Below are 16,850 nucleotides of genomic sequence, written 5' to 3'. Positions count from 1 at the left end.
CCTAGAATCCGTCCACATCTTGAGCTCAGCCCCAGCGTCAAGGAGGACGAATGACGGGGCTTTCTACCCCTCATCAGCTTGACCATCCCACTACCCTCGCGGCGGCCGTACTGACGGATGACAACCGGGTCATCATCTCGGTGATCGGCGTGGTCGCCCTGGCGGCGCTCGTCGTCGCCGGCGTCCTGGTGCGTCAGGTGCTCGCGGCGGGCGAGGGCACCGACAGCATGAAGAAGATCGCCGCCGCGGTCCAGGAAGGCGCCAACGCCTATCTGGCCCGGCAGCTGCGCACGCTCGGCGTATTCGCCGTCGTCGTGTTCTTCCTGCTCATGCTGCTGCCCGCGGACGACTGGAATCAGCGCATCGGCCGATCGGTCTTCTTCTTGATCGGCGCCGCGTTCTCGGCGGCCACCGGCTATATCGGCATGTGGCTCGCCGTGCGCAGCAATGTGCGCGTCGCCGCGGCGGCACGGGAAGCGACCCCCGCGGAAGGTGAGCCGGAAAAGGATCTCACCGCCGTCTCGCACAAAGCCATGAAGATCGCTTTTCGCACGGGCGGCGTCGTCGGCATGTTCACGGTGGGGCTCGGTCTGCTGGGCGCCTCCTGTGTGGTGCTCGTCTACGCGGCCGACGCGCCGAAGGTGCTCGAAGGATTCGGTCTCGGTGCCGCGCTGATCGCGATGTTCATGCGTGTCGGCGGCGGCATCTTCACGAAGGCCGCCGACGTCGGCGCCGACCTGGTCGGCAAGGTCGAACAGGGCATTCCGGAGGACGATCCTCGCAATGCCGCGACCATCGCCGACAACGTGGGCGACAACGTCGGCGACTGCGCCGGAATGGCGGCCGACCTCTTCGAGTCGTACGCGGTGACGCTGGTCGCCGCGCTGATCCTCGGGTCGGCGGCGTTCGGCGACCTGGGACTCGCGTTCCCGCTGATCGTGCCCGCGATCGGCGTGATCACCGCGATGATCGGCATCTTCGCGGTGGCCCCCCGCCGCTCCGACCGCAGCGGCATGACCGCGATCAACCGCGGCTTCTTCATCTCGGCGGTCATCTCGATCGTGCTGGTCGCGATCGCCGTGTTCGCCTACCTCCCGTCGTCCTACGCGGACCTCGACGGGGTCACCGACGACGCCATCGCGGCCAAGGGCGGCGACCCGCGGATCCTGGCGCTCGTCGCCGTCGGCATCGGCATCCTGCTCGCGGCCGTCATCCAGCAGCTGACCGGCTACTTCACCGAGACCAACCGGCGCCCCGTCCGGGACATCGGCAAGACCTCGCTGACCGGTCCGGCGACCGTCATCCTCGCCGGCATCTCCGTCGGCCTGGAGTCCGCCGTCTACACCGCCCTGCTGATCGGCCTCGGTGTGTACGGGGCGTTCCTGCTCGGCGGCACGTCGATCATGCTGGCCCTGTTCGCGGTGGCGCTGGCCGGCACCGGCCTGCTCACCACGGTCGGTGTGATCGTCGCCATGGACACCTTCGGTCCGGTCTCCGACAACGCGCAGGGCATCGCCGAGATGTCCGGCGACGTCGAGGGCGCGGGCGCCCAGGTGCTCACCAACCTGGACGCGGTCGGCAACACCACCAAGGCCATCACCAAGGGCATCGCCATCGCCACCGCCGTCCTGGCGGCCGCGGCGCTCTTCGGGTCGTACCGCGACGCCATCACCACGGGTGCGCGGGACGTCGGCGAGAAGCTCAGCGGCGAGGGCGCGCCGATGAACCTGATGATGGACATCTCGCAGCCCAACAACCTGGTCGGCCTCATCGCGGGCGCCGCGGTCGTCTTCCTCTTCTCCGGACTCGCCATCAACGCCGTGTCGCGGTCGGCGGGTTCCGTGGTCTACGAGGTGCGGCGGCAGTTCCGTGAGCGGCCCGGGATCATGGACTACACGGAGAAGCCGGAGTACGGCAAGGTCGTGGACATCTGTACCCGGGACGCCCTGCGCGAGCTGGCCACGCCCGGCCTGCTCGCCGTGATGGCGCCGATCTTCATCGGGTTCACCCTCGGCGTCGGCGCCCTGGGTGCCTACCTCGCGGGCGCCATCGGCTGCGGCACGCTGATGGCGGTCTTCCTCGCCAACTCCGGAGGCGCCTGGGACAACGCCAAGAAGCTCGTCGAGGACGGCCACCACGGCGGCAAGGGCAGCGAGGCCCACGCCGCCACGGTGATCGGTGACACGGTCGGCGACCCCTTCAAGGACACCGCGGGACCGGCGATCAACCCGCTGCTGAAGGTGATGAACCTGGTCGCGCTGCTCATCGCGCCCGCGGTCATCCAGTTCAGCTATGGCGAGGACAAGAACGTCGCCGTGCGCGTCCTGATCGCCGTCGCCTCGCTGCTGGTGATCGTCGGCTCGGTCTACGTGTCGAAGCGCCGTGGCATCGCCATGGGTGACGACGGCAACGCCGAGAGGGTGTCCAAGCCGGCGGATTCCGCGGTGGTCTCGTAGGCGGTCTTACGGCAGCCCGGCTCCAGGGGCGGGCGGCCCGGCGCGCATCGACGTGCCGGCCGCCCGCTCCGCGCTTGTTCACACCCCACGCCGTGACCCTTGTCTCACATGGTGTAAACAGCGGTAAGAGGTAATAAAAACCGCAAATAGCACGCTGTCATCATCTGCCCGCCGTGTAGGGTCCCGTGGCCGAGAGCCACGAAGGGACCAGACCGGTGAACAAGAAGCTCGCGGCCGCGCTGTCCGGCGGTGCGGTACTGATACTGGCGCTGACGGGCTGCACGAGCGACGAGGGCAACAAGGAGCTCGACGCCTGGGCCAAGAAGGTCTGCGACCAGGTGCCGGCCCAGAACGCCAAGATCTCGGCCGCCTATGTCGCGATCACGAAGGCGGCCAAGGACACCTCCAGCACGCCCAAGGAACTGCAGGCGGCCGACGCCAAGGCCTTCCAGGACCTCGCCGAGGGCTACAAGGCGCGCGCCACGCTCATCCGTGACGCCGGTACGCCTCCCGGCGTCGAGGACGGCGCGAAGAACCAGCAGGACGTCGTCAAGAAGCTGACCGAGCTCTCCACGGCCTACGGCGACCTGAAGAAGCAGGTCGACGGGCTGAACACCAAGGACCAGGGAGAGTTCGCGTCCGGCCTGAAGGACGTGTCGGCCGAGATGAAGCAGGTCGAGACGCAGCGCCAGAGCGCCATCGCCTCGCTGAAAAAGCTCGAGTCGGGTGACGTGAAGGAAGCCCTCACCTCGCAGGAGGGCTGCAAGCAGGCCGTCGAGTCCGGCTCCGCCGGCTGACCGCCCGATGAGGCGGCGCGGGTCACAATGAGGGCGTGAGTGACTCCAGCCAGCCTGACCTGACCGTCCTGCCCGACCTCCCCGCGCCGCCCGGCTCCGGGCGGCCGGATGTCGCAGCCCGTCTGCGGGAGGCCCTGCTCGGGGCCTCCTTCACCGCCGACGGGCTGCTCGAGCTGCTCGGCGCGCCCGCGTACGCGGCGCTCGCCCGCAGCGAGACGGTGCCCGCGCTCCGGGCCACGCGCGGGGAGACACCGCTGGAGGCGCTCGTACGGCTGTTCCTGCTCCAGCAGCCGGTGCCCTACGCGCGCGTGGCGGACGTCCTGCCCGTCGACGTGTGCCTGGAGAGCGGCTGGCTGGCCCGGGCCGGCGCCGACGACGTCCGTGCCACGGTCGACGTCCGGCCGTACGGCGGCCCGCAGGGCGAGGACTGGTTCATCGTGTCCGACCTGGGATGCGCGGTCGGCGGGGCCGGCGGCATCGGGAGCACGGCCGAGGAGGTCGTCCTCGGCGTCGGCGGCGCCTCCACGACGCTCGCCGGGATCACCGTGCGCACGCCGGTCGCCTCCGCGCTCGACCTCGGCACCGGCTCCGGGATCCAGGCCCTGCACGCCGCGCAGCACGCCACGCGCGTGACGGCGACCGACCTCAACCCGCGCGCGCTGCACATCACCGCGCTCACCCTGGCGCTCTCCGGCGCCCCGGCGGCGGACCTGCGGGAAGGCTCGCTGTTCGAGCCGCTCCAGGACGGCGAGACGTACGACCTGATCGTGTCCAACCCGCCCTTCGTGATCTCGCCGGGCGCCCGGCTGACGTACCGCGACGGCGGGATGGGCGGCGACGACCTGTGCCGCTCGGTCGTCCAGGGGGCGGGCGACCGCCTGAACGAGGGCGGGTACGCCCAATTCCTCGCCAACTGGCAGCACGTGGAGGGCGAGGACTGGCAGGACCGGGTCCGCGCGTGGGTGCCGCGCGGCTGCGACGCGTGGATCGTGCAGCGCGAGGTGCAGGACGTCACGCAGTACGCGGAGCTGTGGCTGCGGGACGCCGGTGACCACCGCGGGGACACGGCCGCGTACCAGGCGCGGTACGACGCGTGGCTGGACGAGTTCGAAGCCCGCAAGGTGAAGGCCGTCGGGTTCGGCTGGATCACCCTGCGCCGGACGTCGGCCGCCGTGCCGTCGATCACGGTCGAGGAGTGGCCGCACCCCGTCGAGCAGCCGCTCGGGGACACCGTGCGCGCGCACTTCGAGCGTCTCGACTACCTGCGCGGCCGGGACGACGCCGCGCTGCTGGAGGACCGCTTCCGGCTGGTGTCCGAGGTCGTGCAGGAGCAGATCGGGCTGCCCGGCGCCGAGGACCCCGAGCACGTGGTGCTGCGGCAGCACCGGGGCATGCGGCGGGCCACCCAGGTCGACACGGTCGGGGCGGGCTTCGCCGGCGTGTGCGACGGCTCGCTGAGCGCGGGCCGGATCCTGGACGCCATCGCCCAGCTGATGAGCGAGGACCCGGTGGTGCTGCGCGACCGTACGCCCGCGCAGATCCGGCTGCTGGTGGAGCAGGGCTTCCTCGAACCGGCCCGGTGACGGGAGGCCGGACGCGGCCGGGAGGCGGGTGAAACAGGCCAACCTCCCGGAACCGGCCAGGTACGCCGACGCGCGCGCCGTCCCGCCCCCGCTCCGGGCAGACCGCCGTTCATCCCGGGTTCGCCCGCCCTTCCCCCGCGCGTGACAGCCTCGCCGGGCCGAGGCACGCGCGTGTGGGGACGCGCGGTGGGAAAGAGGGGCGAGCGGGATCATGGAAACCGGACCGGCGATCTTCGTGGGCGTCGTGTTCGCCCTGTTCGGCGGTAGCCTCTTGGTGTGGACCGGGGTCCGGGTCCGGCAGCGCCGGCCCGTCGCCCACGGTGTGAACCCCGTCGCATCGGCGGTGCTCGCGGGCCTGGTCTCGGCGCTCACGCTGATCATCGGCGTCTGGGCCTTCGCCCGTCTCTGAGAACGGCTCGTGAGCTGCGCGGCCGATAATTGAGGGCCGATCTTCCGGAAAGGCTCGAAAAGGCCGCCGACCACTCCGGGCGGCAGGAATGGCGGAAGTCGGGTTACCGTTCGAGTGGCCGTTGCGGGCTTTTCCCGTTTGACAACAGGGCGGGATGTACCGTCACACTCCGCAGCGTCACCACCACCCGACCCCGGGCGCATCCGATCCTGGGGAGGCCCAGCGTCGACCGGAGAGAAGAGCGAAGTTGTCCCCGACCAGCGAGACCGCACAGGGCGGCCGCCGACTCGTCATCGTCGAGTCGCCTGCCAAGGCGAAGACGATCAAGGGCTATCTCGGCCCCGGCTACGTAGTCGAGGCGAGCGTCGGGCACATCCGCGACCTTCCCAACGGCGCCGCCGAGGTGCCGGAGAAGTACACGGGTGAGGTCCGCCGTCTCGGCGTGGACGTCGAACACGACTTTGAGCCGATCTATGTGGTCAACGCCGATAAGAAGGCTCAGGTCAAGAAGCTCAAGGACCTGCTGAAGGAATCCGACGAACTCTTCCTCGCCACCGATGAGGACCGCGAGGGCGAGGCCATCGCCTGGCACCTCCAGGAGGTGCTGAAGCCGAAGGTCCCGGTCAAGCGGATGGTCTTCCACGAGATCACCAAGGCCGCGATCCAGGCCGCCGTCGCCAATCCGCGCGAGCTGAACCAGAAGCTCGTCGACGCCCAGGAGACCCGCCGCATCCTCGACCGCCTCTACGGCTACGAGGTCTCGCCGGTCCTGTGGAAGAAGGTCATGCCGCGCCTGTCGGCCGGCCGTGTCCAGTCGGTCGCCACGCGCCTCGTCGTGGAGCGGGAACGCGACCGCATCGCTTTTCGTTCTGCCGAGTACTGGGACCTGACGGGCACCTTCGCGACCGGCCGCGCGGGGGACCCCTCGGACCCGTCGACGCTGGTCGCCCGCCTCCAGACCGTCGACGGCAGGCGGGTCGCGCAGGGCCGCGACTTCGACTCCCTGGGACAGCTCAAGAGCGCGAACACCCTCCACCTCGACGAGGCCAACGCCCGCGCGCTGGCCGCCGCCCTGGAGCAGACGCAGTTCGCCGTCCGCTCCGTCGAGTCCAAGCCGTACCGCCGCTCGCCGTACGCCCCGTTCCGTACGACGACGCTGCAGCAGGAGGCGAGCCGCAAGCTCGGCTTCGGCGCGAAGGCCACCATGCAGGTCGCGCAGAAGCTGTACGAGAACGGCTACATCACGTACATGCGTACGGACTCGACGACGCTGAGCGACACCGCGATCGCGGCCGCCCGCGCCCAGGTCACGCAGCTGTACGGCGCCGACTACCTGCCCCCGCAGCCCCGCACGTACGCGGGCAAGGTCAAGAACGCGCAGGAGGCGCACGAGGCGATCCGTCCCTCCGGCGACCGCTTCCGCACGCCCGCCGAGACCGGCCTGACCGGCGACCAGTTCAAGCTCTACGAGCTGATCTGGAAGCGGACCGTCGCCTCCCAGATGAAGGACGCCACCGGCAACAGCGTGACCGTCAAGATCGGCGGCACCGCGGCCGACGGCCGGGACGTCGAGTTCAGCGCGTCCGGCAAGACGATCACCTTCCACGGCTTCCTCAAGGCGTACGTCGAGGGCGCCGACGACCCGAACGCCGAGCTCGACGACCGCGAGCGCCGGCTGCCGCAGGTCGCCGAGGGCGACCGGCTCACCGCCGAGGAGATCACGGTCGACGGGCACGCCACCAAGCCCCCGGCCCGCTACACCGAGGCGTCCCTGGTCAAGGAGCTGGAGGAGCGCGAGATCGGCCGCCCGTCGACGTACGCGTCGATCATCGGCACGATCCTCGACCGCGGCTACGTGTTCAAGAAGGGCACGGCACTCGTCCCGTCCTTCCTGTCCTTCGCCGTCGTCAACCTCCTGGAGAAGCACTTCGGGCGGCTCGTCGACTACGACTTCACCGCCAAGATGGAGGACGACCTCGACCGCATCGCCCGCGGCGAGGCCCAGTCCGTGCCGTGGCTGAAGCGTTTCTACTTCGGCGAGGGCGACGGCCCGGGCATCGGCGGCGCGGCCGAGGCCGGCAACGGCGACGGGGACCACCTCGGCGGCCTCAAGGAACTGGTGACCGACCTGGGCGCGATCGACGCGCGCGAGGTCTCCTCGTTCCCCGTCGGCAACGGCATCGTGCTGCGCGTCGGCCGCTACGGCCCCTACATCGAGCGCGGCGAGAAGGACACCGAGCAGCACCAGCGCGCCGACATCCCGGAGGACCTCGCGCCCGACGAGCTGTCCGTCGAGCTGGCCGAGGAACTGTTGGCCAAGCCCAGCGGCGACTTCGAGCTGGGCACCGACCCGGCCACCGGCCACACCATCGTCGCCAAGGACGGCCGCTACGGCCCGTACGTCACCGAGGTGCTCCCCGAGGGCACCCCGAAGACCGGCAAGAACGCGGTCAAGCCGCGCACCGCCTCCCTCTTCAAGTCGATGTCGCTCGACACGGTGACACTGGACGACGCCCTCAAACTGATGTCGCTGCCGCGTGTCGTCGGCAAGGACGCCGAGGGCCAGGAGATCACCGCGCAGAACGGCCGCTACGGCCCGTATCTGAAGAAGGGCACGGACTCGCGGTCGCTGCAGTCCGAGGAGCAGCTCTTCACGATCACGCTGGAGGAGGCGCTGGCGATCTACGCCCAGCCCAAGCAGCGCGGTCGCGCGGCCGCCAAGCCGCCGTTGAAGGAGCTCGGCACCGACCCGGTGAGCGAGAAGCCCGTCGTCGTCAAGGACGGCCGCTTCGGCCCGTATGTGACGGACGGCGAGACGAACGCGACCCTGCGCTCCGGCGACAGCGTGGAGACGATCACCCCGGAGCGCGGCTTCGAGCTGCTCGCCGAGAAGCGGGCGAAGAGCCCCGCGAAGAAGACGGCGAAGAAGACGACCGCCAAGAAGGCCGCCCCGGCCAAGAAGACGGCCGCCAAGAAGACCGCGGCCAAGAAGACCGCGGCGAAGAAGACGACCACGGCCAAGAAGACGACGGCGAAGAAGACCGCCGCGAAGGCCACCGCCACGAACGGCGCGGGCGCCTCCGACACGCCGGCCGCGTCGAGCGACGACTGAGCCGGGAGCGCGGGCCGGACCAATGCCGCAATCCGGCGCTCACGGCGCCGGGTCGAGGGGTCCGTACCGCGTTCCGGGTTCGCGAAACGAACGCCCCGGCATCAGTTTGGTGTCGGGGCGGGCGTACGTTCGGACGGGCGCGCCGGGCTGTCGGTGCGTGCCGATAGGCTGAACGCATGACGCGAGCCGAGCAGCCAACGGCCCACCCCGAAGCCCCCGACGACGCGCTGGTCGCGGACTCCCGAGAGCGTGCCATCCGCGCCCTGCTGCGCCGGCCGCAGCTGAAGCGGCTGTGGAGCGCGCAGCTCGTCGGCGGTGTCGGCGACTTCCTCGCGCTGCTGGTGCTGGTCCTGTTGGCCCTTCAGACGGCGATCGCCGAAGGGTCGTTCGGCGGCGGCTACCGCGGCGCGGCGTTCGCAGTGGCGACCGTCTTCGGTGTGCGCCTCCTGGCGACGCTCCTCTTCGGTGCCGTGCTCCTCGGCCCGCTGACCTCGCTGACCGGCCGGGACGGCCCGCTCGACCGGCGCTGGACCATGGTCGGCGCCGACGGAGTGCGCGCCGCCCTGCTGATCGTCGCCCCGCTCTGGATCGACTGGACCCCGGACAACGCGCTGGCGCTCCTGCTGGTCACCGCCTTCGTGACCGGCGTCGCCGAGCGGTTCTGGACGGTGGCCCGCGAGAGCGCGGCTCCCGCCCTGCTGCCGCCCCCGCCGCCGGAGGGCGCGACCGTACGGCCGCTGCCGGACCACCTCGACGCGTTGCGCCGGCTGTCGCTGCGCACCGCCTTCGTCGCGGTCCCGCTGGCCGCCGTCGCCCTGATCGCCGCGTCCCTGCTGAACAACCTGCTCGGCGCCGGGATCGACTGGTTCGCGCAGCACCAGGCGGCGCTCGGCTCGTACGTCGCGGCCGGCCTGTTCGCCGCGTCCCTGTCCGTCGTCACCTTCCTGGAGCTGCCCGACACGCGCACCCCCCGCGCGCGGTCGCCGCTGGAAGGGCTGCGCCGCCCCAAGACCGGCACCGATGCCGACAAGGGCCGTACCGGCGCGATCTCCCTGCTCGTGACGGCGTGCGCGGCCGTCGCCGCCGCGGTGGCCGCCGCCGTCGCCGTGGCCGTCCTGCACGCCAAGGACCTGGGCGGCGGCCCCGTCCTGTACGGCCTGATGGTGCTCGCCCTGACCGGCGGCGTGGTCGCCGGCATCCGTACGGCACCCTCCGTGCTGCCGGCCCTGTCGCGGCGCCGCCTGCTCGCGCTCGCCGTCGCCTTCACCGGCGTCGCCCTGCTCGCCGCAGGCCTGGTCCCGGACGTCACCACCGTGCTGCTGATCCTCGCCCTGGCCGGATTCGGCGCGGGCGTCTCCGCCAACACCGGCCACGGCCTCCTCGACCAGGAGGCCGAGGAGTTCCGCCGCGCCCGCACCACGGAGCACCTGCACGCGGTCGCACGGCTGTGTGTCGCGCTCGGCGCCCTCCTCGCGCCGCTGGTGGCCGCGCTCATCGGGCCGCACCGGCTGGAGAGCGGCAAGTTCGTCTTCGCGCACGGCGGGGCCGCCTTCACGCTGATGCTGGTCGGCGCGCTGCTGCTGCCCGTCGCCGTGCTCGTGCTGGCCAAGGTCGACGACCGGTCCGGGGTGCCGCTGCGCAAGGACCTGCGGGACGCCGTCCTCGGCGGGGACGACCCCGAGCAGGTACCGGCCACCGCCGGGTTCTTCATCGCCCTGGAGGGCGGCGACGGCGCCGGGAAGTCCACGCAGGCCGAGGCGCTGGCCGAGTGGATCCGGGGCAAGGGCCACGAGGTCGTCGTCACCCGCGAGCCCGGGGCCACGCCCGTCGGCAAGCGGCTGCGCTCGATCCTGCTGGACGTGTCGAGCGCTGGCTTGTCGCACCGCGCGGAGGCGCTGCTGTACGCGGCGGACCGTGCCGAGCACGTGGACACCGTCGTCCGGCCCGCGCTGGAGCGCGGCGCCGTCGTGATCTCCGACCGGTACGTCGACTCCTCGGTCGCCTACCAGGGCGCGGGCCGTGACCTGTCGCCGACGGAGATCGCCCGGATCAACCGCTGGGCCACCAACGGCCTGGCCCCCCATCTGACCGTGCTGCTGGACGTGGCCCCGGAGACCGCGCGCGAGCGGTTCACCGAGGCGCCGGACCGGCTGGAGTCGGAGCCGGCGGAGTTCCACGCGCGGGTGCGTTCCGGCTTCCTGACGCTGGCCGCCGCCGACCCCGGCCGCTACCTGGTCGTGGACGGCAGCCAGGAGCCCGAGGCGGTCACCACGGTGATCCGGCACCGGCTCGACCAGATGCTCCCGCTCTCCGAGGCCGAGATCCAGGCCCGCGAGGAAGCGCGCCGCAAGGCCGAGGAGGAGGCCCGCCGCAAGGCCGAGGAGGAGGCCGCGCGCAAGGCCGAGGAGGAGCGCCTGGAGCGCGAGCGCCAGGAGCAGCTCGCCCGGCTGCGCGCCGAGGAGGAGGAGCGCAAGCGGCGCGAGCTGGAGGAGGCGCAGCGCCGCGAGGCCGAACGGCAGGCCGAGGAGGCCCGGCAGCGGGCCGAGGAGGCACAGCGCCGCGCCGAGGAGGAGCGCAAGCGGCTCCTCGCGGAGGAGAAGGCGCGCGCCGAGGAGGAGGCGCGCCGCAAGGCCGAGGAGGAGCGGCGCCGCAAGCAGGCCGAGGAGGAGGCGCGCATCCGCGCCGAGGCCGAGGCACGGCGTCTGGAGAAGCAGCGCGCGGCGGAGGAGGCCCTGCTGCGGGCCGAGGAGGCCCGGCGGCTCGCCGAGCAGGCCGCGGCCGCCGCACAGGCCGGCCCCCGGCCGACGGCCCCCGCGGCCCCGGCCGCACCGGACGTCGCGATGACCGTCCCGACGCCCGTCGTGACCCCGGAGCAGGCGGCGGCGGGCAGGGCGGCCGACGAGACGGCTGTCCTGCGCCCGGTGCGCGACGAGGAGCGCCCGCCGGCCGAGGAGTCCGCTGCGGAGTCCACCTCGAAGCTGCCGCGGCTGTCGGACCCGTCCGGCGCGGCCGACGAGACGGCGGTGCTGCCTCCGGTCCCGCGAGGCGCGGCCGACGAGACGGCCGTGCTGCCGCCCGTGCCGCCGGGTGCCGCCGACGAGACGGCGGTCCTGCCGCCGGTGCCGGCGGACGGGCCCGGCGACCGGGTCCCGCCGGGGTACTTCCGCGAGGAGGAGCGCACGCGCGAGATGCCCCAGGTCGACGAGACCGGCACACCGCGCCGCCGGACCCGCTCCGACTGGGCCGAGGAGACCCCGCTGGACGACCTGCCGTCCCTCGCGGACGAGCTGCTGGGCCCGCACGAGGACGCGCACGACGACGAGGACGGCGGCGGCCGGGGCAGGGGCCGGCGGCGCTGACCCCCGCCGGGCCCGGCCGGCCCGGTTGTCGGTGCCGACCCGCACAATGGACGCGGTGACCCGAAGCGTGACGAAAGGCGGGCGGCGCCCATGACCGTGTGGGACGACCTGGTGGGGCAGGAGCGGATCAGCGAGCAGCTGGACGCCGCCGCCAGGGACGCCGACGCCCTCGTCACGGCCGTGGCCACGCACGCCCCGCCGCCCGAGGCGTCCAAGATGACGCACGCCTGGCTCTTCACCGGCCCGCCCGGAGCGGGCCGGAACCAGGCGGCGCGGGCCTTCGCCGCCGCCCTCCAGTGCGTCAGCCCCGACCGCGCCCTGGGCGGCTCACCCGGTTGCGGGTTCTGCGACGGCTGCCACACGGCACTGCTGGGCACGCACGCCGACGTGACCACCGTCGCCGCCGTGGGCGCCCAGATCCTCGCCGACGACATGCGGGACACCGTCCGCAAGTCCTTCACCTCACCGGCGAACGGCCGCTGGCAGGTCATCCTCGTCGAGGACGCCGAGCGGCTGAACGAGAAGTCCGCCAACGCCGTGCTCAAGGCCGTCGAGGAGCCCGCCCCCCGGACCGTGTGGCTGCTGTGCGCACCCTCCATCGAGGACGTCCTGCCCACGATCCGCTCCCGCTGCCGCCACCTGAACCTGAGCACGCCCTCGGTCGACGCCATCGCCGACATGCTCGTCCGGCGCGAAGGCGTCGAGCCGGAGGTGGCCGCCGCCGCGGCCCGCGCCACGCAGGGGCACATCGACCGCGCCCGCCGGCTGGCCACGGACCCGGCCGCGCGGCAGCGCCGGGCCGCCGTCCTCAAGCTGCCCCTGCGGCTCGGCGAGATCGGCGCCTGCCTCAAGGCCGCCCAGGAGCTGGTGGACGCCGCCGCCGAGGACGCCAAGCAGCTCGCGGAGGAGACCGACGTCAAGGAGACCGACGAGCTGAAGGCGGCGCTGGGCGCGACCCAGGGCGGCAGGATGCCGCGCGGCACCGCCGGTGTCATGAAGGACCTGGAGGACAAGCAGAAGCGCCGCCGTACGCGGACGCAGCGCGACAGCCTGGACGTCGCGCTGACCGACCTCACGGCGTTCTACCGGGACGTCCTCGCCCTCCAGCTCGGCTCCAGGGTGGCCCTCGCGAACACCGACGTCGAGGACGCCCTGGAGCGCCTCGCCCGGGAGAGCTCGCCCGAGTCCACGCTCCGCCGGATCGAGGCGATCGCCGCCTGCCGGACCGCCCTGGACGGCAATGTGGCGCCGCTGCTGGCGGTGGAGGCGATGACGATGGCGCTCAGAGCGGGCTGACGGCCGGGCGCCGCACCCCATATGACGGTGCGTGTAACACGTACGAGCGGAGAGATGTACGGAGGGCGTTTACGCGACTCCATAGAGTTACGCTCGCCAGATGCACATCTGGCGCAGCACCTCAGCTCACCCCGGCCCGGCCCCGAGCGCGCCGGGCGCACGCGACCGCCGTCGCCGCTCCCGGCGGGCGGGCACCCTCGGTGCCTTGCTCGGCTTCGCCGCGCTGCTCGTCCCGGCCTGCTCCTCCGGCGGATCCGCGGAGCCGGCCGGACACCCGGCGGCCGGGGCGGCCCTGGCCGCGCTGCCGCGGTCGACACCGGCGGCACTGAGGCCGTACTACGACCAGAAGCTGACCTGGCGGGCCTGCGGGGTGCCGGGATTCCAGTGCGCCACGCTGAAGGCGCCGCTCGACTACGCCGAGCCGGACGCCGGGCATACCCGGCTCGCCGTGGCGCGCAAGAAGGCGACGGGCCGCGGCGAACGGCTCGGATCGCTCATGGTGAACCCGGGCGGACCGGGCGGCTCGGCCGTCGCCTACCTCCAGCAGTACGCCGGGATCGGCTACCCGACCGACGTGCGGGCCCACTACGACATGGTGGCCGTCGACCCGCGCGGGGTCGCCCGCAGCGAGCCCGTCGAATGCCTCGACGGACGGCAGATGGACCGGTACACGCAGACGGACTTCACGCCGGACGACGAGAAGGAGGTCGGCGAGCTCGTCGACGCCTACAAGAGGTTCGCGGAGGGCTGCGGGACGGATGCCCCCGGTCTGCTGCGCCACGTCTCGACCACCGAGGCGGCGCGCGACATGGACCTCCTGCGCGCGGTGCTCGGCGACGAGAAGCTGGCCTACGTGGGTGCTTCGTACGGCACGTTCCTCGGGGCGACGTACGCCGGTCTGTTCCCCGACCGGGTGGGGCGGATGGTCCTGGACGGCGCGATGGACCCGTCCCTGCCCGCCCGTCGGATGAACCTCGACCAGACGGCGGGCTTCGAGACGGCGTTCCGGGCGTTCGCCCGGGACTGCGTCCGGCGTTCGGACTGCCCGCTGGGCGACGAGGCGAAGAAGGTGGGCGCCAACCTCAAGGCGTTCTTCAGGAAGCTCGACGCACGGCCCGTCGCGACCGGCGACCCGGACGGCCGCAAGCTCGGCGAGTCCCTGGCCACCACGGGCGTGATCGCGGCGATGTACGACGAGGGCGCCTGGCCGACCCTGCGGGACGCGCTGAACTCGGCGATGGAGGAGAACGACGGCTCCGGACTGCTCGCCCTGTCCGACAGCTACTACGAGCGGGACGCCGACGGCCGGTACACGAACCTGATGTTCGCCAACGCCGCCGTGAACTGCCTGGACCTGCCCTCGGCCTTCTCCACCCCGGACGAGGTCCGCAAGGCCCTGCCGGCCTTCGAGAAGGCGTCCCCGGTGTTCGGCGAGGGCCTGGCCTGGGCCACCCTGAACTGCGCGTACTGGCCGGTGGCCCCCACCGGGCAGCCGCAGCGCATCGAGGCCAGGGGAGCGGCCCCGATCCTCGTGGTCGGCACGACCCGCGACCCGGCGACCCCGTACCGCTGGTCCCAGGCCCTCGCCCGCCAGCTCTCCTCGGCCCGCCTCCTCACCTACGACGGCGACGGGCACACGGCGTACGGGCGGGGCAGCACGTGCATCGACCGCACGATCAACCGGTACCTCGTCCGGGGGACGCCCCCGGCCCGGGACAAGCGCTGCTGACGACCACGCGGAGCCGGCGGCCCCGCGCCCGTGCCGCCCCCTGCCCGCCCGGGAAGCGGGGCTCCGGGGCGGTGCGGGGGCTGGTTCGGAGCACCACAGAAACTGTGTAGACTTACCGACGTTGCTGATCGCACCATAGTGCGGGCAGCGCGCCGCCTTAGCTCAGATGGCCAGAGCAACGCACTCGTAATGCGTAGGTCTCGGGTTCGAATCCCGAAGGCGGCTCCATCCGAAGCCCAGCTCAGACGTTCCTGAGCTGGGCTTTTCGCGTCAGCGGATGCGGCGACGGCGTAGCGAGCGGGCCGCACGGGTGTCGGCGGTCTCAGTTCTGGTCTCAGTGGGGCCCGGATCGTGGGGCGTCGGAGGGGACGGGGGAGGTACGAAGAACTCTCCCATCCGCCGCATGGCGTCCTTGGACAAGTGGGACCGTCCCTTGACGTAGCGCCGAGTCTGGCTGATCTGCGTGTGCCGCAGGATCTCCATGATCGTGGGCATGTCGACGCCCAGCTCATTCAGGATCGTGCCGGCGGTGTGGCGGCTCCCGTCGTACAGACGCCGGTCATCGATCCCGGCCTCGTTAAGTAGGTCCTTGAACTCCTCGTAGTCGGCACGTGGGTCCAGTGGCCGGCCGTCGGGCCGGGAGAACACCACATCGTGCTCCTGCCACAGCTCCCCGGCGGCTTCCCGCATCGCGCCCTGCCGCGCCCTGTGATCCCGCAGGAAGGGAACGAAGACGGGCGGGATCGGTACGGCGTTCCGGCTCTTCCTGGTCTTGGGCCGGGTGAAGGTGAGCCCACCTTCCTTGCGGTCAGGACAGGCGCTCGCGTGCTTGGTGCAGGTCTTGGTGCATGGCTTCGGACAGCCGCGCTTGTAGCCCTTGTGCGTGGTGCAGTCCGGAGGGCACGGCTCGAAGCGGTGCAGACGTTCTCCGCAGGCGTGCGGGTCGTCGCAGCCGTGCCGCCAGGTGAGGCGCTGAAGCTGCCACTCGGGGCGGAACAACTCAGCTTCGAGATCGACGTACGACCACCGCAGCCCGAGCGTCTCGCCCTGCCGGAACCCCATGCCGACACCGACGATCCACCGCATGAACGTGGGCCGCTTGGACGCAGCCTCCAGGAAGGCTTTGGCCTCCTCTTTGGTGAAGGGGTTGGCCTCGGTCTCGTCGATGCTGGGAGGGTCCACCAACGTGGCGACGTTCTCCCCGACGATGCGTCGGCGGTGGGCGATCTTCAGGGCTCGGGACAGGATGCGATGTACCTTCACGACGTGCGAGGGGGCGTGGCCGGCGTCGAGCATGGCCCGGTACATCCGCTCCAGGTGCTCGGGCTGCAACTTGTCGATCCGGTGCTTGCCCACGCCGGGGATGATGTCGTTTCGGGTCTTGGACCAGTAGTCGTCGAGCGAGCGGGGCTTGAGCTTCAGGCTCGCGATGTCGGTGAGGTAGGTCTCCATCCACGCGGCGACGGTCGGTTTACGTCCCGCCGCGGGCGCGCGTCCCTGGTCGCGTAGGCGCTCCAACTCCTTCACCTTGCGCCTGATTTCCGGCTCTGTCTTGGCGCGGCGGTGGCGTCGATCGGGGCTGCCGTCGCTCTTCACGCCCATGGTGACGCGGCCGTGCCACCAACCGTCGCCGCCGAAGTAGATGGATGACTCCATGTTGGGCTTGCGGGGGCTCATGTGCTCCTCCATGCGGGAGGCGCCCCGAGCGGGGTGCTCGGGGCGCCTCGGTGACGTTCCTCGGGGTCAGTTGGGCATCGGCGCGAGGTTGGCCACGTACTCTTCAAGGTCGCTCCGCCGAATTCGGCGCGTGCGGCCCAACTTGATGTACTTGAGAGTGCCTTCGGCCATCAGCTCGTAGACGGTGGAGCGACCGATGGCGAGCGCTTCGGCGGCCTCTTCGGGCTTGTAGAGCAGTCGGTCGACAGGGGCGGCAATCGCGGTGCTCATCCGGGGTGCCTCCTCGGCAAGGCGTCTCGGGGCCCTTCTGGGAAGTCCGCTACATCCGCTACGCCGCTACATCGCAGGTCAGCGGGGGTATTTTTGTAGCGGAGGGGTGGCGTGTAGCGGCTACACACGCGCTACGGCGTTGCGGGCGTAGCCGCTACACGC

At 71.8% G+C, this 16,850-nt stretch carries 10 protein-coding genes and 1 tRNA gene; 9 read left to right on the top strand and 2 right to left on the bottom strand.

Annotated features, from left to right (window positions below; translation table 11 throughout):
• The first annotated feature begins 50 nt into the window (after positions 1-50).
• The 9 genes from ABZ899_RS14585 (at position 51) to ABZ899_RS14545 (ending at position 14,969) form a co-directional block, all read left to right on the top strand.
• On the top strand, positions 51-2,456 hold the full coding sequence (locus ABZ899_RS14585; protein WP_361345437.1) for a sodium-translocating pyrophosphatase: 2,406 nt from the start codon (positions 51-53) through the stop codon (positions 2,454-2,456).
• Between the two features lie 215 nt (positions 2,457-2,671).
• Positions 2,672-3,253 (top strand): small secreted protein, encoded by a 582-nt coding sequence (locus ABZ899_RS14580; protein ID WP_361345435.1) that lies wholly within the window; start codon positions 2,672-2,674, stop codon positions 3,251-3,253.
• 59 nt (positions 3,254-3,312) lie between these two features.
• Entirely contained in the window at positions 3,313-4,836 is a 1,524-nt protein-coding gene (locus ABZ899_RS14575) for a class I SAM-dependent methyltransferase (RefSeq protein WP_361345787.1), read from the top strand.
• A gap of 211 nt (positions 4,837-5,047) precedes the next feature.
• Positions 5,048-5,245: a hypothetical protein gene (locus ABZ899_RS14570; RefSeq protein WP_361345433.1), complete on the top strand. Its 198-nt coding sequence runs from the start codon at positions 5,048-5,050 to the stop codon at positions 5,243-5,245.
• 247 nt (positions 5,246-5,492) lie between these two features.
• The gene (gene topA, locus ABZ899_RS14565; RefSeq protein WP_361345432.1) at positions 5,493-8,357 is read left to right on the top strand and encodes a type I DNA topoisomerase; all 2,865 of its coding nucleotides are present in this window, start codon (positions 5,493-5,495) and stop codon (positions 8,355-8,357) included.
• 176 nt (positions 8,358-8,533) lie between these two features.
• The gene (gene tmk, locus ABZ899_RS14560; RefSeq protein ID WP_361345431.1) at positions 8,534-11,716 is read left to right on the top strand and encodes a dTMP kinase; all 3,183 of its coding nucleotides are present in this window, start codon (positions 8,534-8,536) and stop codon (positions 11,714-11,716) included.
• A 90-nt stretch (positions 11,717-11,806) separates the two neighbouring features.
• Positions 11,807-13,012 (top strand): DNA polymerase III subunit delta', encoded by a 1,206-nt coding sequence (locus ABZ899_RS14555; protein WP_361345429.1) that lies wholly within the window; start codon positions 11,807-11,809, stop codon positions 13,010-13,012.
• 100 nt (positions 13,013-13,112) lie between these two features.
• Positions 13,113-14,741 (top strand): alpha/beta hydrolase, encoded by a 1,629-nt coding sequence (locus ABZ899_RS14550; RefSeq protein ID WP_361345427.1) that lies wholly within the window; start codon positions 13,113-13,115, stop codon positions 14,739-14,741.
• Between the two features lie 151 nt (positions 14,742-14,892).
• Positions 14,893-14,969, top strand: a tRNA-Thr gene (locus ABZ899_RS14545).
• 42 nt (positions 14,970-15,011) lie between these two features.
• Here the strand turns inward: ABZ899_RS14545 and ABZ899_RS14540 are convergent.
• Together ABZ899_RS14540 and ABZ899_RS14535 are read right to left on the bottom strand one after the other, a co-directional pair.
• Complete coding sequence (locus ABZ899_RS14540; RefSeq protein ID WP_361345425.1) at positions 15,012-16,418, bottom strand: site-specific integrase; 1,407 nt, start codon at positions 16,416-16,418, stop codon at positions 15,012-15,014.
• 66 nt (positions 16,419-16,484) lie between these two features.
• Complete coding sequence (locus tag ABZ899_RS14535; protein ID WP_361345423.1) at positions 16,485-16,688, bottom strand: helix-turn-helix domain-containing protein; 204 nt, start codon at positions 16,686-16,688, stop codon at positions 16,485-16,487.
• Positions 16,689-16,850: the final 162 nt, after the last annotated feature.

Source organism: Streptomyces sp. NPDC046859 (assembly GCF_040645135.1).
Classification (GTDB): Bacteria; Actinomycetota; Actinomycetes; order Streptomycetales; family Streptomycetaceae; genus Streptomyces.
Note: the sequence above shows the minus strand (reverse complement) of the source record. Positions and strands in the feature narration are given on the sequence as shown.